Origin of the sequence: Paenibacillus massiliensis subsp. panacisoli DSM 21345, from assembly GCF_000426545.1 — a bacterium.
In the GTDB taxonomy this organism is placed as follows: Bacteria; Bacillota; Bacilli; order Paenibacillales; family Paenibacillaceae; genus Paenibacillus; species Paenibacillus panacisoli.
In genome coordinates this window covers 1-23000 of record NZ_AUFO01000037.1, presented here as the reverse complement: position 1 = coordinate 23000, position 23000 = coordinate 1, and the positions used below count along the sequence as shown (strand labels likewise).

Annotated in this window: 15 protein-coding genes; 1 reads left to right on the top strand and 14 read right to left on the bottom strand. The window is 49.8% G+C overall.

Translation table 11 applies throughout. The features are described 5' to 3' along the window. Nucleotides 1-9 precede the first annotated feature (9 nt). The 12 genes from K331_RS0121485 to K331_RS0121430 form a co-directional block, all read right to left on the bottom strand. Nucleotides 10-996 (bottom strand): branched-chain amino acid ABC transporter permease, encoded by a 987-nt coding sequence (locus K331_RS0121485; RefSeq protein ID WP_018885144.1) that lies wholly within the window; start codon nt 994-996, stop codon nt 10-12. Between the two features lie 87 nt (nt 997-1083). After that, nucleotides 1084-2301, bottom strand: coding sequence for a branched-chain amino acid ABC transporter substrate-binding protein (locus tag K331_RS0121480; protein WP_018885145.1), 1218 nt, complete (start codon nt 2299-2301; stop codon nt 1084-1086). A gap of 470 nt (nt 2302-2771) precedes the next feature. Continuing rightward, entirely contained in the window at nt 2772-4802 is a 2031-nt protein-coding gene (locus K331_RS0121475) for a DUF6449 domain-containing protein (RefSeq protein WP_156897695.1), read from the bottom strand. Then, nucleotides 4756-5658 carry an ABC transporter ATP-binding protein gene (locus tag K331_RS0121470; protein ID WP_028591871.1) on the bottom strand — a complete coding sequence of 301 codons (903 nt, stop codon included), beginning with the start codon at nt 5656-5658 and terminating at the stop codon, nt 4756-4758. Before K331_RS0121470 ends, K331_RS0121475 begins: the two co-directional genes overlap by 47 nt. Further along, the gene (locus K331_RS0121465; RefSeq protein ID WP_028591870.1) at nt 5651-6043 is read right to left on the bottom strand and encodes a GntR family transcriptional regulator; all 393 of its coding nucleotides are present in this window, start codon (nt 6041-6043) and stop codon (nt 5651-5653) included. The genes K331_RS0121470 and K331_RS0121465 overlap by 8 nt, the downstream gene beginning before the upstream one ends. Nucleotides 6044-6215: 172 nt before the next feature. Next, nucleotides 6216-7172, bottom strand: coding sequence for a nucleoside hydrolase (locus tag K331_RS0121460; RefSeq protein WP_018885149.1), 957 nt, complete (start codon nt 7170-7172; stop codon nt 6216-6218). A gap of 100 nt (nt 7173-7272) precedes the next feature. Further along, entirely contained in the window at nt 7273-8898 is a 1626-nt protein-coding gene (locus tag K331_RS0121455) for a DEAD/DEAH box helicase family protein (protein ID WP_036635504.1), read from the bottom strand. A gap of 274 nt (nt 8899-9172) precedes the next feature. Then, nucleotides 9173-11011 (bottom strand): ABC transporter ATP-binding protein, encoded by a 1839-nt coding sequence (locus tag K331_RS0121450; RefSeq protein ID WP_028591868.1) that lies wholly within the window; start codon nt 11009-11011, stop codon nt 9173-9175. After that, the gene (locus K331_RS0121445) at nt 10992-12929 is read right to left on the bottom strand and encodes an ABC transporter ATP-binding protein (protein WP_028591867.1); all 1938 of its coding nucleotides are present in this window, start codon (nt 12927-12929) and stop codon (nt 10992-10994) included. The genes K331_RS0121450 and K331_RS0121445 overlap by 20 nt, the downstream gene beginning before the upstream one ends. Before the next feature lie 244 nt (nt 12930-13173). Further along, entirely contained in the window at nt 13174-15771 is a 2598-nt protein-coding gene (locus K331_RS0121440) for a rhamnogalacturonan lyase (RefSeq protein WP_018885153.1), read from the bottom strand. A 530-nt stretch (nt 15772-16301) separates the two neighbouring features. Further along, entirely contained in the window at nt 16302-17270 is a 969-nt protein-coding gene (locus tag K331_RS0121435) for a hypothetical protein (protein ID WP_018885154.1), read from the bottom strand. A 398-nt stretch (nt 17271-17668) separates the two neighbouring features. After that, nucleotides 17669-18592, bottom strand: a complete 924-nt coding sequence (locus K331_RS0121430) for an NAD(P)-dependent oxidoreductase (RefSeq protein ID WP_081625264.1) — start codon at nt 18590-18592, stop codon at nt 17669-17671. Nucleotides 18593-18927: 335 nt separating this feature from the next. On the opposite strand from K331_RS0121430, the gene K331_RS0121425 reads away from it, so the two are divergent. After that, nucleotides 18928-19779, top strand: coding sequence for a DUF6612 family protein (locus tag K331_RS0121425; protein ID WP_028591866.1), 852 nt, complete (start codon nt 18928-18930; stop codon nt 19777-19779). 249 nt (nt 19780-20028) lie between these two features. Here K331_RS0121425 and cyoE read toward each other — a convergent pair whose 3' ends face one another. Both cyoE and K331_RS0121415 read right to left on the bottom strand, forming a co-directional pair. Further along, the gene (gene cyoE, locus K331_RS0121420; protein WP_226383665.1) at nt 20029-20928 is read right to left on the bottom strand and encodes a heme o synthase; all 900 of its coding nucleotides are present in this window, start codon (nt 20926-20928) and stop codon (nt 20029-20031) included. Between the two features lie 194 nt (nt 20929-21122). Beyond that, entirely contained in the window at nt 21123-22682 is a 1560-nt protein-coding gene (locus tag K331_RS0121415; RefSeq protein ID WP_028589927.1) for an IS1182 family transposase, read from the bottom strand. Nucleotides 22683-23000: the final 318 nt, after the last annotated feature.

The following is a 23000-nucleotide window of genomic DNA, read 5'->3' as shown; positions in this document are numbered from 1 at the left end:
ACAGTCCACCTACACTTTCTCTTTGACTGCTCTACCGAACAAGCCTTCTGGCTTGAAGATCAGCACGACAATGAGGATCATGAATGCGAACACGTCCTTGTATTCCGCGCCGAAGTTGCCGCTCGTCATCAGACCCAGATTCGAGGAGGCGAACATCTCCAGCACACCAATAACCAGACCACCGAACATCGCTCCCCGAATGTTACCAATACCGCCGAGTACAGCCGCCGTAAATGCCTTCATTCCCAGAATAAAGCCGATATAAGGATCAATCGTGCCATACTGCTGGGCGAACAACACACCTGTCGAACCTCCCAGAGCAGAGCCGATGAAGAAGGTAAGTACGATGACCTTGTTCACATTAATGGACATCAGCGAAGCCGTCTCCCGATCCTGGGCAACCGCCCGCATGGCTACTCCCCACTTGGTATGATTCACGAACAGGTCGAGCCCTGCCATCAGAAGAATGGCCACAATTAGGATAAACACCGTATTCGCCTTGATCGTCGCATCCGAAAATACACTGGAGATCGAGGAAAGTTCCAGATTGAAGCGTTCCGAGAACAGCGTCGGGGTGCTCACCACGAAATTCCCTGTCTTCAGCTCCGCAATAAAACGAATCACATCCTGCAGCACGAAGGATACCCCAAAAGCAGAGATTAACGAGATCAGCTTGGGTGCTTTTCTCAAGGGCCTGTAGGCTACTCGTTCAATACCGACCCCGAGCGCACCGGTAATTAGCATCGCTACTACAATAATAAGAATGTAGAATAGCCATGACGGTATTCCCTGCATCCAGCCAAAGGCTTGGAACATGAACAGCACCGCCGTGCCCACGAATGCGCCTGTCATAAATATTTCGCCATGAGCAAAATTAATCAATTCCAGAATTCCGTACACCATGGTGTATCCCAAGGCAACGACAGCATAGATCGCCCCAAGCGCCAGACCATCAATTAATACCTGTGGCAAAGATTGCAGCATGCTCCCTAACATAGTTCTGCTCCTCTCGACAAATGCAGTAACAGCCAAGGGATGACGGCCTCCAATCGGCACGAACCCCTTGGCTGCAAAATGCGATGATTATTTACTGTTCTCAATCTCCGAGATCATCTCACCCGGGTAAGCTGCATCTTTGAACTCGTAGATAAACACCTTCGCATACGCATTGTCACCAATGTCATCAAATGTGATCTTGCCTGCTACACCCTCAAACTCCTTAGTTGCCCGAACCGCTGTGCTGACTGCTTCGCGCGTAGGAAGCTTGCCTCCATTCTCATCAATGCCCTTCTTGATAGCCTCAAGCAACACACTCATGGAGTCATAAGCATATACGGAATATCCCTCTGATTTCTTTTTGAACGTCTGTTCATACTTGTCAGCCCATTGTTTGCCGCTGTCTGAATTCGTAATATCCCCAGCAACCGAGCTGTATAGCGCACCTTTGACTTCCGCACCTGCAACATTAACCATACCCGAGGAATCCAGCGCATCTCCACCCATCAGCGGTGCTGTGATCCCCTTGTCACGCGCTTGCTTGACCAGCAAGCCGCCTTCAGCATACATACCACCAAAGAAAATAAAATCAGGCTTCTGGGCAGCTACGATATTAAGCACGCCGTTAAAGTCTTTCTCACCAACCGTAATTCCTTCATATCCCGAAATGTTAGCCCCAAGACCTTGGGCCGCATCGCGGAACGCCTCCGCAAGCCCTTGTCCGTAAGCCGTCTTATCCTGAACCACGAAGATATTCTTCGCTCCGACCGTATTCACTGCATAATCGGCAGCAGCCGGGCCCTGGAAGTCATCACGGGCTACCACCCGATTCACAACCTTCAGCTTGCGGTCGGTGACGTCCGTTGCTGTACTGGCTGGCGATATCATAGCAATATTGTACTTCTCATATATAACGGAGGAAGGAATCGTCACGCCTGAATTCAGATGGCCGATGACCCCAAGTACAGCTTGATCAGCACCGATCAATTCCGCATTCGCGACCCCCTTCTTGGGATCTCCTTGATCATCATACGGCACTAGCTCCAACTCATAGCCAAGAGCACTGAATTCTTCCTTGTGATCGTCCAAGGACATCTGCGCTCCAAGCTTGATTGCCTCTCCCTGAACAGAGCTTCCGCCCGACAGCGGAGACTGGGTAGCAATCTTGATAACCTGCTTGCTTTCACTGCTGCTTGCAGGCTCAGATGATGCAGGAGCAGCTTCATTACCACCAGCCCCTCCGCAACCTGCGAGCAACGCCGTAATCAGTGCTAACACGATCCATACCTGTCCCTTGAACTTCACTGAGATTCCCCCTAATGAGTTTTGCGAAACTTTGTGCTGTTTCACGTTAGTTTATTTAACATTATGTGGTATGAATTATACAATTAGTATACACACATTCCTAGGGGTGGGCAATTACCTTTTTCAAATAATGTTACAAAAAAATAATTATAAGCGCAAAAAATATTAGTTTTCTACCATTTTTCTCTTTATTTATTTACATTTTGAATGTTAAATTGAATTAATATATGCTTTTTAAACTAATTTGCATTAGAAATTTCTTGCAGCAATCAAGCCAATTTCGGGTCAAATAATCTAACATAAATACGTTATGTATCATTTGTTGTCGATTTTTATCCGCATATACCAAAAAAAGATGACCTCTGAACCAATCAGAGATCATCCCTGGTATTCCTTTATAACAAACTCTATTGACGTACTTTCACAGACAACAGACTGCTTTAAGCTGAATTTATCTTGCGAGCAATTGGTCAGCGCTCAAGAAATGCAGTCAGCTCTGGTGTCACATCCTCTGCGAACAGTACGTAGAAATTCTCCGTATTCTGAACTAGCATTCGAAGTACATAGGCTGTCCGCGGATCAGCAGGATCATAATCTCTTCTATGGTCCAGAATATATTGCATCATAGCGTCGTCCCGAGCTTCCATCAAGGAAATGGAATTGGGTTGCTTGACGAGCTCATATGGTGGCAGCCACTGCTGAGACATAGCTTCTGCACTTGCTGGTGTATACTTCACAATCTCAATACTTCGAATGTCCTTAGGCTGAAGAGCAACCTCTTGTGCAAACCCACGCTCCTCCATCCAGGCACTCAGCTTGCTGAAGCTAGGCTTCCACTGCAAAGTAATCCTGTTCTGGTCCACTTCTTGTTTGTCCTGTGACTGCCATAACAAATCAATATTTGCACGGGGCCGGATGCTATCGCTCATCACTTCATAGTCCATCGCTTGGTATTCCTCAGTAAGCACCTGCATCAGTTCATCAATCTCATCCTTACCAGTTACCACAGTATATTTGTTGTAGCTGTCAGGAGATTCAATGGTGACGCGATCCGGCAAAGCCTCCAGCTGCTGCAGACGATACCGCTCCTGCTTATAAGCAGGCATCTCCATAACCGTCTTCAGTTGCTCCCTCAGCTGCTGCTCAGGCACAGTATATGCTCTCAGCATCGTTTTCCCATTCTTCAGATGATAGGAGATCACCACGGGACGGCTTTCTCTACCCGTTATCCGACGTTCGTCAGGACGCGAGGTAACGATCTCACGATGCAGGCTCAGGACAGCAGCCGTATATTCTTCATTTTGTACATATGGAATGTCCTTGTTATCATTACCATCTTGGTTGTATGGATGTAAATATTCCCCGAAAAATACGCCGTCCACCGTAGAAGCTGCTGGTATTCGACTTTCATAGCCAGTCCACGGAGAGACAGGAATATAGAGCAGGAGTCCAATAACAGCTGTATATACGGCAGACTCCACAAGCATCTTGCGACCCCAGATCTGCCACGACTTGCGAAGCATCATCTCGGCAGCGATGTATCCGATCACCGCGCCAAGCACGTATCCGAACAACGTCCATGACAGACTCCCTCGTGATTGCTCACTGAAATAAAATCCCACCACCATCATTGCACACAGGACTACCCCTGCCTTAAATACCGGGTGAAAGTAAGTAAACACGACGGCTTGTGACGCCTTCTCAATATGTCTTCTCTTGTACAGCAGGAATGAGAGTGCGACGAAGATCACACATAATCCAATATATATGAGCAGGTCAATCCAGGTTAATGGCAAATAATAAGCGGAGAATACCGTGACTAGCGGCGATAGCCTTTCACTCTTCATACCCAGCAGACTGACATCTGGATACCCGAAGATGAACTTTCGCAAATATAACTCTATCAACTCCACCCATAGGGCAGGAAGAAGCAATAAAATACTGACTACCACCGTCTGGAATATAGACTGTCCTACGCACATCCCAACGAATATCGTAAAGGCAAGCAGGAACAGTGACACCATACTCGCGGTAATTCCCCAATACCATACATCAGCACTTTCAAAAAGATAAGCTAACTGCTCGTTCCCTGTCATCAAGATCAAAATGCCAGTGGTCAGACATACAGGTACCAGCACAATGAGCCCCCCGCACAACAGCTGATTGGTCAGCATTTGGCTCCGACGTAGCGGGAGACTATGGTAGAGATCGGCAGCGGCCCTGCTCTGCAGGTATCTGGTTATGAACACCCCGGTTATAACAGGAAATACCACCAAAATGAGAGCTTGCAAGGCATCCTGCACGACAAAGAGATTGTCGAGCTGCTCCCTTCCAAGCCTTCCCTCCCAATTCACGGTTAGTATGAGTTGGATCGGCAGTACGAAAATCAGAGCGAGTAGATACAAGATGCTGATCCACCCGTGCTGTCTAAGATTCTGACGAAACATGCCACGATTAAAGAAGGATCGGTTGGATGGCATACCCGGCGTCCCCCATTTCATAGATAAATATTTCCTCCAAGGTTAGCGGAAGCAGGTCCATAACCAAAGGCTGATAGGAAGCGAACACATTCTTAATACGAAGCTGATCGCCACGAATGATGTAGAGCAGTACCGTGCCACGTTGTTCTTTATGTAAGATATCTAGCTGCTGCTCTAATTCATCAAGATGAGCACTTTCCTTGAAGGCGACCTGAATTTTGTGAATATCTCCTCGCAGATCGTCGATCTCCTTATGAAGCAAGAGGCACCCCTTGTGCATAATGCCTACGTGATCGCACATATCCTCAATCTCTCGCAGATTATGGGAAGAGATTACGACAGTCATCTGACGCTCGGCAGCATACTGGAACAGCAGGTTCTTCATATGTCTGCGCATAACCGGGTCAAGACCATCAATGGGCTCATCCAAAATGAGTAGATCCGGGGAACTGCTCAGAGCCAGCCAGAAGGCTGCCTGACGCCGCATTCCCTTAGACATGCGATGTAGCTTGCGACGAGGGTCCAGCTTGAATATGCTACTGAGCTGACTAAACCTCTCCTCACTCCATGACGAATAGATTGATCGGTAGAAATCCGCCATCTGACGCAAATTCGATTGTGGAAAAAAGTACGGGCTGTCGGGAACAAACAGCACCCGCCGCTTCACCTCTGGCTGCTCATAGATCTCGCGCCCTTCCAATGTAATCGTCCCCTCATCGGGCCGGATGATTCCTGCGAGCATCTTCAGCAAAGTCGTCTTGCCAGCTCCATTCGAGCCGAGCAATCCGAAGATAGATCCCTGCTGTACCTGCATGGTCAGGCTGTCGACCGCCTTCTCACTCTCATAGATTTTGCTGACCCCACTAATATCAATCATCGTGCTTCCCCCTTCCGTGCTGAAGCTGAGACGCTTCTGCATATAGCTGCAGCAGGTCCTCTCTCGTCATACCCAAGAATATAGCCTCCTCCATCAAAGTAAGCATATGTCCCCGTAGCTCTTCCAGCTTGACTCCTTGGGGTAGCTCCTCCAACGGAGATACGAAGCTGCCTTTGCCGGGAACGGAATAAATGTAGCCTTCTCGCTCCAGCTCGCGGTAAGCCTTCTGAATCGTATTGGGATTCACCGTCAATTGTGAGGACAAGACGCGTACAGACGGAAGCTGCTCATCCGGTGCCAGTGCACGACTGACTATCAAGGATCGAATTTTATCCATTAGCTGCTCGTAGATGGGCTTCCGGCTGCGAACATCCAATTCAAACATACACTTCCTCCTTTCGGTTAAGGTTCATAATCCCGTTTCATATGCTCCAAGTGTTCTTTATCTCTAATATCTGTACTAACTGTACTATCATATATAATACAGTTAGTACGGTGTGTCAACAAAAAAAATCATGCTCCCCACAAAAAGAGAGACATGATTGTAGAATAAACGTTTAGTTAGCCGCTGTGCTGTGGATATGCATGACCCTTTGCAAGAAATGCTCCAGGAATCTGTCAGCATCCACTTCGAGTGCCACTTCAATCTGCTGACTGGCGGACCCTATGGGTCCGTCTGACTGACTCGTTCTTCCGACAGCCACTGAAGCCCCAGCCTCCACCTGAATGTACATGGATTTCGTGCGAACAAAGCTCGGATCAATGGCCACTCCTACAGCCAATGGATCATGCAGCGCACAGCCAGCAATGCCCGGCTTGAACTTCTGATAGGCGTCGATGTAGAACTCCGTCATCCCTGTCAAGAAACCGGATAGCGCTGTCCCCTGTGCCCGCCATTTCTCTACGAGTCGCTGTGGCAGAAGGGTCTGCATCGTCACATCCAGCCCCACCATCGTCATGTGGAAGCCTGCTTCGATTACGCGAGCAGCTCCTTCTGGATCAGAATAAATATTGGCCTCTGCCGTAGGTGTAACGTTCCCCGGAACTGTCACGGCACCCCCCATAATAATCAGATGGCCGAGCAGCTGCGGCAGCTCCGGGCATCGGTCGAGTGCCAGAGCCAGATTCGTCAGAGGTCCCACAGCAATTACCGTCAATTGCTGTGGATGAAGCTTGGCCTGCTCAATAATGAAGTCGGCTGCATGCTTCTCCTCTGCCTTCCTGATCGGCTCCCCAGCCAGTTGATTGCCAATACCATCTTCCCCATGAATATGCCGGGCATAAGGCTTGAACAGCTCACGGGCATAGGGCTTGGCAGCTCCCGGATACACCGGTGCATCATGTTGCAGCAGCTCCAGCAATATCAAGGAATTACGCGTAGCCTCTTCTTGCGAGATATTCCCGTACGTAGTCGTAATTCCGGCCAATTCGAGTTCCGGCGAGCTTGCAGCATAGGCAATAGCGAGTGAATCGTCAATCCCTGTATCGACATCCAGAATGATTCGTGTAGTCATGCAATAACCTCCATCATGAATCCTAGCAACATGTCGCTGTTCCTAAGTTCGTCACTGTATGGTTACAGTATACACGAGCTTGTCCGATTCGGGCAGAGGATCAGGCCAAGCTGGACCCATGTGCCAAATAAGATGGCAACGCGGTCTCCAGCATCCATGAGGCAAAGTCACCGTTCCATTCCTGATCCGCTTGCTGAAAGAAATGCTCAGCAGCCTGATAATAAGCCTCTGCTACTCCTTGGCGTTCTTCCTTCCCTTGGGTCATTCCCCATTTAAGCTCCAATAAGCTCTCCGTATATAGTGACCAGTGCTTATCCAGCATACGCATATACTGTTCCCGACAGTGCATGAGCATTCTGGAGGCACCATTCCTACGCAGCATCGCGGCCCACAGATCGTCCCAGGTCTCGATAAGCTCCATAGTTGTTAAAGGCTCCTCCTGCAGTACTGGATGTCGATCCTCAAGCAGCTCAAGCCCCAAGTTAAATAATTGTAGCTGAAGGCTACTTCGTGGCCCCGAATACCTTTGTATATATCTTTTCAAATGTGTATGGAGATGACCTGCAACAGACTTCTTCTCCCACATCTGATCTCTTCGGCTATATATCTTGGAGCGGTGATCGTATAAAGGCTCATCCAGCGCAGCTGCACGTGCCCTCATCTCTTTGGTGCGCCCAAGTCGATGCAGATGGAAGGAGAGCTCCTCCTGCTGCTCCTTGAAGATCTTCTCGGCATGCTCCTTCTCCTTATCGGGCTTAATTGCGAGACAAGTTAATCCCGCTGCCCGAAGACTGTCTGATGACTCAGGCTGGTAGCCAGGTCTGTTCCAAGTCATCTTGGCGGCTGAGCGGTGGTGGCGAACAATCTCCTCTGTGAGTGCACGCTGGCGCAGATGCGAGGAAGGCATAATCTCACATTCAACACCATAGATCCGTGCGAGCTCCTCCTCATCGGAAGTCAGTACAGCCGCTGAGCCACACACGTGCGTATATTGTCTGTAATAGTGAGCTATGGACATTTCTACCCGCAACAGATGCTCACTATCCTCTTTTCCATACCCTTGTCTTTGCATAATCAAAGGACTCAGCATATGACGAATCAGCACAGATTCAGCATCATGAATAATCGCATATCGGTGAAAGGTCTGAATGCGCTCCCTGTCCTGTATCGTCAGATGATCGTGCAAATAATCGGCCATGAATTCATGAAAACCGCCGAACGTCACATCAGCCAAATAAGCCTGCTGCTTACGCTTCACGGTTCCTTGTGGATAATTCATACCTGCTTGCATGCCAAGCAATTCAAAGATTGGACGCAGCATTTTATAGTCCTGGAAGGCTTCCTCATCACTGACAGCCATGATGTGAACTCCACAGCCCTGTACAGCTAACCAGGTCGATGCCAAAAGAGAGACTAGCAGCCTCTCTTCTGCCGATCTCATTTCGATGAAATATCCTTCTGTCATGAACCAGGCTGCCGAGAGCTGAACATCATGCACCTCCAGCCCTGTCACCCTGCGAACGGCCTCTTTTGCTGCAGCGAATACCATGTAACGCCATTCATTATCTTGTGCTGACTTCGGCTCCTGCTGTGCTGAACGGATGATCTTGCCGAGATCTTCATCCTTCATGAACTTGTATCTTCGATAGATTTGCATAATCTCTCTACAATGCTCTTCCACAGTCTTCCCCGACAACAACGCCAAGCTGTATGAACTTTTACTCATATTAGCCCTGTCCGTCCTTTTATATAATATTGTAATGCCGTCCCCATTCTCGAATTGAGCCCAGTGGACACACGGCTGTCTGAAGTATCTTGTGGCACTCATTCTAACAGGACGCACTGAACGGATTCTGAACAGGCCAGGATGAGCGGCTTCTAACAGATGAGTGGCTTCTAACAAAGGATCATAGCGATCGTATAAAAAAACAAAGCACTCGTTCCCCCATCGTTGGGAAATAGTGCTCTGCTTAATAGACCTATCGTAATATACCTGCTATTTAATGCTCCAGCTGACCAGAGACCAGGCGACTGTAGAAGCCTTTTTCGGCCAGAAGTTCCTTATGGGTCCCCTGCTCGATCAATCTTCCGTCCTTCAGCACCAGGATACGGTCAGCTCTGCGGATAGTATTCAGCCGATGGGCTATCACAAAGCTGGTCCTTCCCTGCATGAGACGGTGAAGCCCTTCCTGAATCTTGATCTCAGTAACTGTATCTATGCTGCTGGTCGCCTCATCCAGTACGAGAATAGCAGGATCAGCCAGCATGGCTCGGGCAATAGCCAGCAGCTGCTTCTGTCCCTGACTAATTCCGCTTCCATCTGCCCGTAGCAGTCTATCATAGCCCTGCGGCAATCGGGAAATGAAGGAATGGGCATTCGCAAGCCTGGCAGCCTCCTCCACCTCCTGATCCGTCGCATCCAGCCTTCCATACCGGATATTTTCGCGGATGGTTCCCTCGAATAGGAAGGAATCCTGCAGCACGAAGGCCATGTGAGATCTCAGACTTTCGCGGGTGATCGTGCTCAGGTCCCGCCCGTCGAGCGTAATCGTGCCAGCGTCAGGAATATAGAAGCGGGATATCAACTGAATCAAAGTTGTCTTGCCAGCTCCGGTAGGACCGACCAGGGCAATCATTTCACCAGGCTGAGCCTCAAAAGTGATGTCTTCTAGAGTTGCACTGTTATCCTTGTCATAGGAGAATGTTACCTTCTGAAAACGCACAGCCCCCTGTACACTGGAGATTACTGTAGAGCCTCCTTCATCACCAGCCTCCTCATCCTCATCCAGCACCTCGAATACACGCTCTGCTCCAGCCAGAGCAGACAGGAGCGTATTCCATTGATTCGCCAGATCGTTCAACGGTCGTGTGAATTGGCGAGCATACTCGGCGAAGACGATCATGATGCCTACCGTCACAGCTCCGTGGATAGCCAGAATCCCGCCGATCCCTGCTACAATGGCAAAGCTGAGATTGTTCAGTCCGTTCATCAGCTTCGGAATGAAGCCGGAAATCGTCTGCGCCCAGAAGCCAGATAACTGGATGCGGTCATTGCGCTCTCCGAACTCACGTATGACCCGCTGCTCCTGAGAGAAGGCCTTGATTAGCCGTTGTCCTGACAATGTCTCCTCTATGTAGCCGTTCAGATCGCCCAGATTGCGCTGGCGTTGCTTGAACAAGGGACCTGTCCTGCGTGTAATCCAGCGCATCCCCACATACATCAAAGGCACAACAATGAAGGTGAGCAGTGTCAGCAACGGACTCAGCCAGAGCATGACGCCAAGCGTACCGAGCAGGGTAAGCACACTTGAGAATATCTGGATAGCCGAGCTGTTCAGCGTCGAGCTAACATTCTCGATGTCATTGGTCAGACGGCTCATAATCTCTCCCTGCTGGCGCTTGCCAAAATAGGCGACCGGCAGTCTATGCAGATGAGAGAACAGGTCATACCGGAGACGATACACCGTATCCTGGGCAATTCCGATCATCCAGATGCTTTGCAGCCAGCCTGTGATCGAGGCAAGAGCATAGACGAGGGCCAGCGCACAGAGGTAATACCCCCAGCTCCAGCTACCTGCACCCTGCAGATAGTCATCCACCGCCACCCCAACCATATAAGGTCCTAGTAGTGCGAGGCCTGAGCTAAGCACTACCATGAAGAGCACCCAGAACAGCTTTAATTTGCGCGACGCAAGGTAGGTCCACAATCTCCGCAACGTAGCAGACCAGTCCTTGACCTTGGCAGGTCTGCCTCTTCGGCCAGAGCCTGCTGCCTGTCCTGCGCCCGGCTCTATGACAGGACGTGGATGACGGAAAGGCTCAACGAATGCCTTGAACATGCTGCCCCTCCTCCTCATGCTGTGAATCATAAATGGTACGGTATAAGGATGAGCGCTCCATCAGCTCCTGATGGCTCCCCTTCTCCATTAGCCGTCCTTCGTCCAATAGCAAAATCAGATCTGCTGAGGCCGTTGAACTGACCTTCTGCGTAATGAGAATCGTTGTGCACGCCAATTCTTTTAGCTCCCGCAGCAGAGCATTCTCGGTCTGCACATCCAGCGCACTTGTGCTGTCGTCCAGAATAAGAATCGCTGGCTTGCGAACTAGCGCACGGGCAATGGATAGCCGCTGCTTCTGGCCGCCGGACAGATTCACACCTTTTTGGCCGATCATCGTATCATAGCCTTGTGGCAGACGTTCAATCGTCTCGTGAATCTGTGCTTGGCGGGCTGCAAGCTCAATCTCCGCAGCTGTTGCCGCTGGATTCCCCCAAGCAATATTGTCACGCACACTGCCCGAGAATAACAGCACCTCCTGCGGTACATATCCAATAGAGCTTCTTACCTGGTGCACATCCAGCTCACGCGCCGGATGTCCATCCATACGCACCACGCCCGAATTCTCCTCGTATAAGCGGGGGATGAGCTGCACCAGGGACGTCTTGCCTGAGCCCGTAGCCCCCATGATGGCGATCCGTTGCCCCGCTCTCGCTTGGAACGATATATTTAGCAGGACAGGCAGGTCGCTTCCGGGGTAGCTGAAGCTTACTTCTTCGAAGGCAATGTCTCCCACAATCGGCGCTGACGCAGGCCCTATCTCAGACCTCGACCGTTCCGTAGTACCATTAGCTTCGGAGATTGGAGTATCACCGTTCGAAGGGCTCGCTACTGATGCATGGCTCTGTGGGACAAGACTCCTTGGAGCATACGAGCTCTCTAGAGCTTGCGAGTTTGATAGTGCTTGCGAGTTCGATAGTGCTTGCGAGTTCGATAGAGCGTGTGAGTTCGATAGAGAGTGCGAGCTCTCTGGAGCAAGATCCTCGGCGTAGAGCACCTCACCAATCCGCTGTGCGGAGGCCCCGGCCCTGGAATACGTCGATACAATCCACGACAAGGCCGACAAGGCTCCAATGGTCCGCAGCATATAGTTAATGACCGCAACGACTTCACCTATCGTAGCATCTCCGGTAGCAATATCCGCTTTTCCCAGCCACAGCACACCGATAATGCCCAGATTCATTAGGAACAGCACAAAGGGCATTGTCGTCTCCGTGAACCGCAAGGCAGACATCGTCCCCTGCATCAGATTCCGATTATGCTCTGCGAAGCGGCCCATTTCGTGCTTCATGCGAACAAATACGCGAATCAGACGAATCCCGCTGAGATTCTCCTGGATGACCCCATTTACCTTATCCAGTCTGCGTTGCACACTTCGATACAGCAGTGCTGCCCGCTTCATGACGATGGTCAGGATTACGATCAGGATGGGAACCATCACCGTTAGCAGCAGCCCCAGTTTGAAGTGGACCAATAATGACATGATGACACTCCCGATGACGATTAACGGCACCCGTGACATGAAACGCAGACTCATAAAGATCGTCTCCTGCAGCTGCGTGACATCACCTGTGAGACGCGTAATGAGCGAGGACACGGCAAAGCGGCTAAACGCTGCGTAGGACAGTGACTCCAGCTTGCGGTATAGGCGATCACGCAGATCGTAGCCGACTCCCTGACTGGCATGTGATGCGTAGAAGGAGCCAAATACACCCCCTGCGAAGGCCAATAGTGCTCCACCAGTCAGGATGCCACCCCACATCCATACGACCTGCGCATTCTGCTGACGTATTCCTTCATCAATGATTTTGGAGATGATCCAGGGCTGCAACAGCTCTACAACTAGTTCGATCAGCATCATACTCAGTGCCACACAAGAAGCAATCCGGTATTTTTTCAAGAAAGTAAATATGAGTGCCATAGTCAGTCATTCCTCCGAAACCGGAATTTTCCGTCCTCTGTCGGACCTGTTATTCATACTGTGAATTGCAAAATATGTATACTTTAATATACCCCATATTTTTATGATTTTCTGCATTTGCCAGTAGCTTCGTCCGAAATTGCAAAAAAACTTCCGGCAGATCATGGCACAAGGCCATATCTACCGGAAGATATTAACGAATCATGAAGCGATCAGGGTCGGGTCACATGAATACGTTCCCGATCTAGTTCGAACCCAAGAACATATTCGTGTATCGAAGCAAGCCATGCTCAGCACGCACGGAGATATCCTGCGGCTTCTTACTTTTCTCCAGCAATCGGATCATCTGCTGCACATGCTCCTCAGCCTTGCCAAGCTCCCCTCGATCCAGCTGTCGCTGTGCCTGGGTCAGACGCTGCTCCAGCTTACGGGACACCTTCTCATCTACTTCACCATCAGCCTTGAATTGCTTCAACGCCTCCCCCATTCCATGCAGTGCTCCCGGAGCCCGCAGCTGTGGAAGCGGCACCTCAGACCACTCCGTATCTGAAGCAAAATAGAAGCTTGGATAGGATGGCTGATTATAGCCCGAATTCTGCCATGCAATTCCTGTTCGGTATTGCGCATCATGCATGAGTGTATACAGCTTTCGATCCGTTAACTCGGTGCTCATATAAATACGGATGGCCGAGCTATCGGCTGTGCGCACAAGCAGCTCCTCTCGCCAATCACCGAAGATGTCAGCTACAAGAGAGGGCGTACCCTTCGTGTGATTATTGGTGCGTGTTCCTGTTGCTGTCAGCAACGTTCCCCGTTGCCAGTCCTCGATAGTTGGTGTGTTCTCCAGGGAGCCATTCACAATCTGTGTCGTCATGTTAGCGGCCCACTTGATATTCATGTTCGTGCCCGGAATGGAAGTACTAATCTGCTGCCCATCGGCGGTACGAAGCTGGACAGCCCAGGTCTCCAGACCACGATGCGAAGGATCTACATCCCCGACCATGCCACGTCCAGTATCCCTGCCTGTATATCCTCCGTAGATGACTTCACCGGTCCGGGCATCCCGCAGGGAATAGCCATACGGAGCATAGGAACCCCCCTCATGCACCATGAAGATCTCCAGCCCCGGACGATCCGGATCTATGTCAGCGACATGCAACGCATCTCCATGTCCGAGCCGTGCTGTCGTCCCTGGCGTGGCGCTCTCTGGAGGCATGACATCCATGGAGCTGTAGAGCAGGGAGCCATCATGATCAATCGTAGCCGAGCCATAAATAATCTCATGCTTGCCATCACCATCTACATCCGCCACGCTGAGAGAATGGGCGCCTTGGGTCGTCAGTGTTCCGAACTCAGGGTCCGTGCCATTAACACCATGCGGTCCGTCATTGAACGGATTGCTCATCGGTGTCCAGCCGCTATCCACCAGCCAATCCTCCTTCAGACGCTCACCATCCCAACGGTACGCTACCAGCGTCGAACGTGTGTAATAGCCGCGTGCGAAGACAGCCGATGGATGCTCGCCATCCAGATAGGCCACTCCTGCCAGAAAACGGTCTACCCGGTTACCCGGTTCGATACGGCTCATGGCATAATCTCCCCACATTAGACCATCATCATGACGTCCTACCTTGAACGGAATCGTCTGTAGCTCCTTGCCTGTAAGTCCTTCGAATACACTCAGATATTCTGGTCCCTCCAGGATGAAGCCCTCGAAGCTTCGCAATTCATTGCGAGTACTCCGGGAAGGAGCGTATTCATCTATGAAATAGTCAGCCAGGCTCTCAGCGTCTGCACGAGAGAGTGGATAGTTGTATCGAGGCTCGATTCCGAAGCTCTCCTCCAGAGTTGCTGGCCAGTTCCCGTTAAGGACCTCCTCATGACGATGCCAGTTCATGAACATGTTCACGACATGCTCATAGTAATCCTCCGCACTCATGCGGTAGTCATCCTTATGACTATAGCCTGCTTTGAGATCTGCTTTGGGCATCGTGATATAACGCGCCTTGCCTGCACGACCTTGCGCATCATAAGGAATGACCTGCGTGCCCGGGGCCGTCTTGAACATTAGCTCTGCCTTCCCGTCCCCGTCAAAATCATAGACCATGAATTGTGTATAATGGGCGCCTGAACGAATATTCTTCCCCAGATCAATACGGTACAGCAGGGTGCCATCCAAGCGATAGGCATCAATGTAAGTATTCCCCGTGTAGCCCTTCTGGGACACATCCTTGGCATTGGATGGATCCCATTTCACGAACAATTCGTATTCTCCATCACCGTCCACGTCTCCCACACTCATATCATTAGCCGAGTAAGTATAGGATTCTCCTGCTGGCGTAACGCCATCGGCCGGCTTCTTCAGTGGCAGGTCCATGTACTCGCCATCCCAAGGCTGTACTACAGGACTTCTCTCCAGCTCTAGGCCATACACATCCTCTGTAGTGCCCGTTGGATCAGCTTCCGCTCCATATACGACAGCAGATACGGAATATTGAGACTCCGGTGTTCCCTCACGGTCCAGATAATTAGTGCTGTCCGTGACATAAGCAATCCGCTCACCGTTCCGGTATACATAGAAGCCCGGTCCGCTAAGACCAGATGCTGTATGGCCCGTAGCTTCATCCGCGAGCAGACGCCAGCTTAAGAATGCTCCGTCCGGCGTTGTGGCCGCGACTAGTCCACGGTTCAGATATTCCATCTGCTTCATCCTTGTCTCCCCAGCCCCCTCGGTGCTGGCTGCTGCCGGTTGCCCCCCGGCTCCCACACCAGTCACAATCATGATTGCGCTTACAGCAATGATCGCTATTTTTTGCGCAGCTCCTTTTGTTCGCTTCTTCATGTACAGTCTCCTTCCAAGTGTAGTCATGGTCCAAGGTACATTCATTCTGAACAATCGTTAAATGTTTGCGCTTACAAAAATAGATGCTGCCAATCTGCTGGTGCGCGCCTCCCTACCACGCCATACTGAATTACCATTTATTATTATAATTTCTGTCTTCTATCCACAGTGTTCAAAAATCCGTACCATTTCTTCAATGATTCGACCTTTGAGGTGTTATGCTGAGAAGCTAGTTCATAAAGCTCCTGCATCCATCGTTATAAGACGAAAGCGAACAATCTATAATTGGATTGGATGAGTGGATCGAATCGGTGATACTAGCTAAGGAAGCAAGTGAATATGCGGATCAACTAAGACCCCCGAGCATAGAGGTGGCCAAAAAAGAAGAGCTGACTAGATCATCCTAGCCAGCCAAGTTATGACTCTATTATTGAAGAATAAAAGAGAGCATACAGCGGTCTCTCTTCCCATTTCACACTTCTCTGTTGCCCTCCTTTTTCTTACTTTTACGCGTTCAACCTGAATAGATTCTATTTGCTGCCATTATCCAGCTTGTCCAGACGCTCCTGTGCATTCGGCGACAGGAATATATTGAGAAGCCCCATGATATTGTTAGTCTCTGCTCTTGCCTCTTGGTAGGCTGCTGCGAATGCTTCAGGCTGTGCTGCCGGATCTTGAATTGCGGCCAGCTTCGCCCAGGCAGGCTTGGTTAGCGTGTCATACTTCGTGAACATAATCGTGTCCGAGGAGGTTATCCCGCTAGGCAGCCACGAATCCAAAGAAGAAGCTTCCTGGAAGAATCGAAGCGAATTACGCGCCGACTCACTGGTGAAGTCATTGGTCCGCTGAGCCTCCTCCAGGATCAGCAATCCTTCTCTCGACAAAAATAGTACCTTCACCAGCGCTCTCTCCGTATTAGAGGCCTCGTTCCATGTCTTATAGGTCTCCTCTGGTGCAAGCCCTGTTGTGAAGAATGTGTACGCATCCTGAATATATTGCTCTGAATTCGGATGGATGGCCTCCTCTGTCTCTACATTGACTACTGAATCCCCGAAATTGGCTACAGTGATGTTGCCCGTATCCTGCACCTTCACTCGACGGATGGGATGCTCCTTAATGCGAATGAAGCCATGCTCATCCACATACGAGCCCAGCTCCTCCTGCGAGGTCTCTAATCCGAGATGTCCAGCGGGACTGGCCGTCCCTGAGTCTGTAGCTGTGTCTTCAGCTGCTTGCGTTCCAGTCGTCTCACTTGCCCCGTCTTCTGTCTTCGTATCATTAGTAGCCGGCTGACCTGTCTCCTGCCCGACCTGGATATCACTGTCGATATTCGGACTGTCGAGCGTCTGTCCATCACCACTACCTTTACCACTACCGCATGCATTCAGCAGAACGATGATTAATCCGATCATGAGCAGCTTCAAGCTGACACTGCCTCTGAATCTGTCCATTAGGCTTGATTGGTGTACTGTGCTGTGATCCTGATGTCCTGTCTTCAAAACAAATACCCACTCCTCTATGTCTTCTTATGTAGTCTCTTACAAATAATGCACTTATTGCATCATAGTACAATGCGGCGACAAATCATATCAGCTTGTGGTAGCCTTTTTTTAAGAACTTTGTACCAATTCCCCTTATTAGCTGAAGTCATCTATTCGTACTCAGTCTCTGGTTCATTTCATATTTATGCAATTGCGAAATAGTAGAAATTCAAAACGCCCTGGAGACTATTCACAGCCCTCCAAGGCGTACCGTTGTAGCTTAGCGATTATTGAATAATCCTATAGCAGTACCTTGAGCGAATCTAATTTCGCATTGAAAAAGGCTCCCCGCTTGCAGCGACTCTACACTCACACTTGATCTCGATACTGGTTAAGGTGCTGGTCAAGTCACTAGTCTAGTCCTGGAACCAGCGCTTATAGAGCACCTGCGTGCCCTTCTCCTCGTAGCCCAGAGCAGCCAGTTCGCGATAGAGAGATTCTGCCAGAGCCAGACCCGGTGTCTCCAGCTTCATCTCTTTGGCAGCCTCAAGGGCGATCCCCATATCCTTGATAAAATGCTTCACATAAAAGCCCGGCTCAAAATCACCCGCGATCATCCGCGGACCGAGATTGCTTAACGACCAGCTACCTGCAGCCCCGGATTCGATGCTTTTCAGTACCTGCGCCGGGTCCAGACCAGCAGTACGTGCATAAGCCAGCGCTTCACACACACCAATCATTCCCGCTGCGATGGCAATCTGATTGCACATCTTCGTGTGCTGTCCTGCTCCTGGCTTACCTTGTAGCACCACATTGGCTCCCATAAGCTCCAAGATCGGCAGCACGGCTGCGAAGTCATCCTCCGCACCACCGCACATGATGGACAGTCTCGCGTCCCGTGCTCCAATATCTCCACCGGATACGGGAGCATCCAGTGCATACAATCCCCTCGCTGCTGCAGCTTCATGAATCCGCGCAGCCAGAAGTGGACTGGAGGTCGTCATGTCAATGAGATAAGCACCTTTCTTGGCATGCTGGACCAACCCCTCTGTCCCCAGATATACCTCTTCCACATCCTTGGGATAGCCAATCATCGTGATGATCACGTCACAGATCTCCGCAAGATGTGCAGGCGATTCCTGCCACACAGCACCCAGCTCAATCAGCTCCTGCGCCTTTGCAGCTGTCCTTGTGTACACATGCAGCTCATATCCGGCCCGCCTGATATGCCCAGCCATGCTTTTCCCCATGACACCAATACCAATAAAACCAACAACCGTCTTTCCTGGCTCCAATCCCATATCCCTACCCCTTCCTGTGCCTTCATCATCCCACATCATGTTCTTTTGTGAAAGCAGAGCTGTCCTGATGCTATTATAGCTTACAAAAAATACATACTAAAAGTCTGTTTCTAGGACATTATTCCTGATTTTGAAAAAAAGTATGATTAATTTGGTGTGCAAACAATACATTCCATGTTAGGAATTAAGACTCCTGCATATTTCGCCAATATTGGTTATGATTAGGTGTATTGAGTATTTGCATAACCATTATGCAGTACTGAATAAAGAGGGTTCTGTGTTTTCTTTTATTGCTATTACCATGAAGGCAGTCTGGAATAAAGAAGTGTTACACGACACAAGCAGAATCCCTAACTACATTAGGGGGTATAATTGTGAAGAAATGGACATCAATTGCAGTGGGGTTGCTCGCGGCGATCAGCATCACCGCATGTGGTAGCAACAGCGCTGCTCCACAAGAGGCGGCTCCGGCCGCAGGTACAGGTACAGCTACTCAAGCAGAGGCATTGCCAACAGCTCAGGAATTGATCGAGAAGGTTGCTAGTGAGGGAGCCAATCTGAAGAGCTTCCACATGCAAAGCAGCATCAACCAAGACATGAAGATCACAGCTGGTGAGAATACACAGGATCAGAAGCTCAATATGACTATTGACATGGATTATGTAGGTGAGCCACTTGGCGTCTATTCGGAGATTGTTACCGAGATGCCTGGTGTTGCCGAGAAAACAACCATGAAGCAGTACATTACCGAAAAAGCTGCCTACATGGAAAATGCCGGAACGTGGATGAAGCTGCCTGATGCGACCATTACAGAACTGGTTGAACAGATGAAAGCACAAGGGAATCCTGAGGAGCAGCTGAAGCAGCTCAGCTCGATCCTTGACGAAGTTAACGTCTCCGAGAAGGATGGACAATACTTCATGGAAGCCAAGATTTCTGGCGATAACGTAAAAGCCTTGGCCGAGAAATTTCTGAGTCAAAGTGGTGCTGCCGACGAACAGCTATCGGCGATGCTGCAGCAAATGAACCTGAAGAGTATGGAGATCAGCTATCTGATTGATAAAAAGACCTATTTCCCACTTAGCTCCACTGTCAAAATGCAGATGGACATGAGCATGGATGGGCAATCACTTGATATGAGCATGGCCATGGACGCTACCTTCTCCAAGCTTAACGAGGTGGAAGCTATTTCGATCCCGCAAGAGGTTATCGACAGCGCACAATAAGATCAACACGAACAAAACCTCCTGTACCTTAGTCAAGGTGTAGGAGGTTTTGTTGTATGGATTTCATGCTACAAGTGCAAATTAGATTATCATGAACAAACCTCCTGCACCTTACTAGTCGTTATATACGAAGCAATTCAACAACAAACGATAATGAAGCGTGCAGAAGCGTGCTGGAGAAGCGTAGCTAAAAGCTTTCTGAAAGAATGCTTCTTAAGAAGCATAAGTTTAACGAAGAGTAAATAAGCACTACAGGCGTGGCGTATCGACTACCATGAGAATGAACATGATCATTAGATAATTGACGGAGAACATGAAATTCACCTTGGCCCAGCGCTCATTCTCCTGAACACGAAGTCCGCTGATGGTATGCACCAGCCATGCCACGCCGCCAATGACCGACACCACCAAGAAAATATATCCGGTATAGCCATATACGAAAAGTAAAATGCCAGCAGGTATTAGCAGAAGTACATAGGGAATCATTTGCAGCTTCGTACGACGGACGCCCTTTACGACAGGCAGAAGTGGAAAGCCAGCTACCCGATATTCCTCAACCCGACGAATGCCAAGGGACCAGAAGTGCGCGGGCTGCCACAGAAACAAAAAGATGAACAGGAGCCATGCACCCAGATCAACCTCTCCACGAACAGCACAATAGCCCATCACCGGAGGCATGGAGCCAGCAATTCCACCAATAGAGGTGCTCCAGGTGGAACTGCGCTTCAGCCACATTGTATACACTACCACATAAACGAACCAGGCAAGCAGTCCCAGCAAGCCTGTGACGGGATTCACGAGTAAGAACAAAATTCCGATCCCGATGACCCCGAGCACAATACTATATCCGAAGACAAATCGTAAGGAAAGTCGATCAATGGGCTCAGCACGCTCCCGCGTTCGTTCCATTCGCTGATCCAGCTCATAGTCCCAATAATTGTTCATTACGCAGGCCGAGGCAATCGTTAGGGTAGTACCGATCAGCATCCAGAGCATAATGCCCCAATCCAGCGACCAGCGTGAAGCAATCCAGAAGCCGGCCAAGGAGGCAAATACATTTAACTGCAGCAGCCTAGGCTTGGTTAGACTTATCATGTCCTTTATCACTTTGTAAAAATCCTCCTGATGACAATTAGTCCTGCAACGCAAAATATCATTGTACCAGAACTTTGATGAGCCTCCTACCCCCTATAGATAATGTACCCTAATTCATCGTATTCACCACTGCCAATGACAGGAGAAATACAAAGAGAGGCTGTCCCATAAGTAGATATTCTACTGGCGGAGACAGGCCCTCTGTGTTCTCAAAAGCTTAAAACGTCAACAGAGCAGCGATTCTCCCGTTATTGGAGAATCGCTGCTCTGCGTTTTTGGTCATTTACAGCTTGCTTCAATAGATTATGGGCGAGCGAAAGCCAGCCGACCTCCAGCGTCACTTTTTCGATGCCGCGAAGCAGAAATCGCCGGAAGCCCCGGTTGTTCTTCAGTTGTCCAAATACGCTTTCTGGCTCCGTCATTCGGCGTACGGATAAGAGATATCCTTCCTCGCTTTGCAGCGTTTCCCGAGCCTGCTTCTGGTACCGTAATCGTTCCAAGCTCACCACGACTTCCCGATTTCCCCTTGCCTTCGTGCAGCTTTCTTTTAGCGGACATCCTTCGCAGCTCTGACTTCGGTAATGACGCTTCCGAATTTCGTATCCGCTCTCTACGATTTCCTTACTCTCTTTGCGGAAATACAGCGTTTGTCCAGCCGTGCATATCCAGTGATCCTCGGCTTCGTTGTACATCCAGTTCTCCATCTTTCCGACATTCGCTTTCCAGGCTTTGCTCTTTTCCTTGTGGTAGCTGCCATATTTCACTACCGCCTGAATCTCTTTCTTTTCCAGGTAGGCGTAGTTTTCTTCGCTGCCGTAGCCGGCATCCGCAATTACGGTCTTTGGAAGTTTCCCAAGGATCTGCCTTGCTTTTTCCATGTGCGGTTGTAAACAGCGGGTGTCGGTCGCTCTTTGGTGTAGACTGTAGGCTAAAATAAACTGGTTTTCGGTCCCAATCTGTACATTGTAGCCTGGTTTCAGCTGGCCATTTCGCATGTGGTCTTCTTTCATTCGCATAAACGTCGCGTCTGAGTCTGTTTTACTGAAACTATTTCGGTCACCAAGCAGCTTTTGGTACTGCTCGTACTTTAGCAGCCGAGGAAGCAAATCCTTCCGTAGCCTCCGAACTGCCTTTTTTAGGGGCTTGTCTTTCGGTTTTAGGGCAAGCTGAGCTTCAAGCTTTTCCACGGCTTGTTCGAGTTTTACACTGCTCACTTCGAAACCTGTGCCGAGTTCAGCAAGATCTTTCCCTTGATTCTCTTGGTCTTCCTGCTCTTGTGCCGCTTCAATGTCAGCGAACAGGGCATGTACCTTTTCCTGCAGTTTGGCTTTGTGTTTGCTGACGGCTTTGCCCCACACAAACGTATAACGGTTAGCATTGGCCTCGATTTTGGTTCCGTCCACAAAGTACTGCTCCAAAGAAACGTATTTTTCGTCAGCCAGAAACTGAAGCACGGCGGTAAATACGGCTTCGAGAACGCTCTTCATCCGCTCGGAGCGGAAGCGGTTAAGGGTCCGAAAGTCTGGCCGCTGCCGTCCGGCGAGCCACATGAAGAGGATGTTCTCCCGGATGGATTTGGCGATTTGGCGGGAGGAATATATACGCTGAGTGTAGGCGTAAATGATGACTTTGGTAAGCATTTTAGGGTGATAGCTGTCACGGCCACCGCCAGGGTAGGCCGCGTCAAAAATGGCGTCGTCCAGCCGATTGACGGCCGCATTCACGACACGAACGAGGTGGTGTTCTGGAATATCTTCTTCCAGATCCATTGGCAAGCAAAGTTGGTCCATGGTATATTGAATGTACAAAAGAAACCCTCCTTTGAAATGGTTGCTCGACACTTCCATTTTACCAAAGAATGGTTTCTTTTTTTGTATTTTTAAAAGAATTGAAAATGATTCTCCCGCTTAAACAGTGGAGAGGACGGACTGATTGTGGAAAAGCGGTAGCGGTCGCCTTTGTCCCCGGATTTTCACCGCTTAGGAAAATAAATAAAATCTGGGGACAACAGCGATTGGAACAACGGTCCGTTCACGGAGCGTCCTCTCGAAGTGCCTAAGTATATCCTACTCTAAAACCAAAGGGTGTCCCAAGCAGCCATTTCATGGCTTTTGGGACACCCCCTT

Excerpts from the sequence above, each read along its gene's own strand:
- K331_RS0121485 (WP_018885144.1), bottom strand. The coding sequence starts at position 996 with ATGTTAGGGAGCATGCTGCAATCTTTGCCACAGGTATTAATTGATGGT.
- K331_RS0121475 (WP_156897695.1), bottom strand. The coding sequence starts at position 4,802 with ATGAAATGGGGGACGCCGGGTATGCCATCCAACCGATCCTTCTTTAAT.
- K331_RS0121470 (WP_028591871.1), bottom strand. The coding sequence starts at position 5,658 with ATGATTGATATTAGTGGGGTCAGCAAAATCTATGAGAGTGAGAAGGCG.
- K331_RS0121465 (WP_028591870.1), bottom strand. The coding sequence starts at position 6,043 with ATGTTTGAATTGGATGTTCGCAGCCGGAAGCCCATCTACGAGCAGCTA.
- K331_RS0121460 (WP_018885149.1), bottom strand. The coding sequence starts at position 7,172 with ATGACTACACGAATCATTCTGGATGTCGATACAGGGATTGACGATTCA.
- K331_RS0121455 (WP_036635504.1), bottom strand. The coding sequence starts at position 8,898 with ATGAGTAAAAGTTCATACAGCTTGGCGTTGTTGTCGGGGAAGACTGTG.
- K331_RS0121450 (WP_028591868.1), bottom strand. The coding sequence starts at position 11,011 with ATGTTCAAGGCATTCGTTGAGCCTTTCCGTCATCCACGTCCTGTCATA.
- K331_RS0121445 (WP_028591867.1), bottom strand. The coding sequence starts at position 12,929 with ATGGCACTCATATTTACTTTCTTGAAAAAATACCGGATTGCTTCTTGT.
- K331_RS0121440 (WP_018885153.1), bottom strand. The coding sequence starts at position 15,771 with ATGAAGAAGCGAACAAAAGGAGCTGCGCAAAAAATAGCGATCATTGCT.
- K331_RS0121430 (WP_081625264.1), bottom strand. The coding sequence starts at position 18,592 with ATGATGTGGGATGATGAAGGCACAGGAAGGGGTAGGGATATGGGATTG.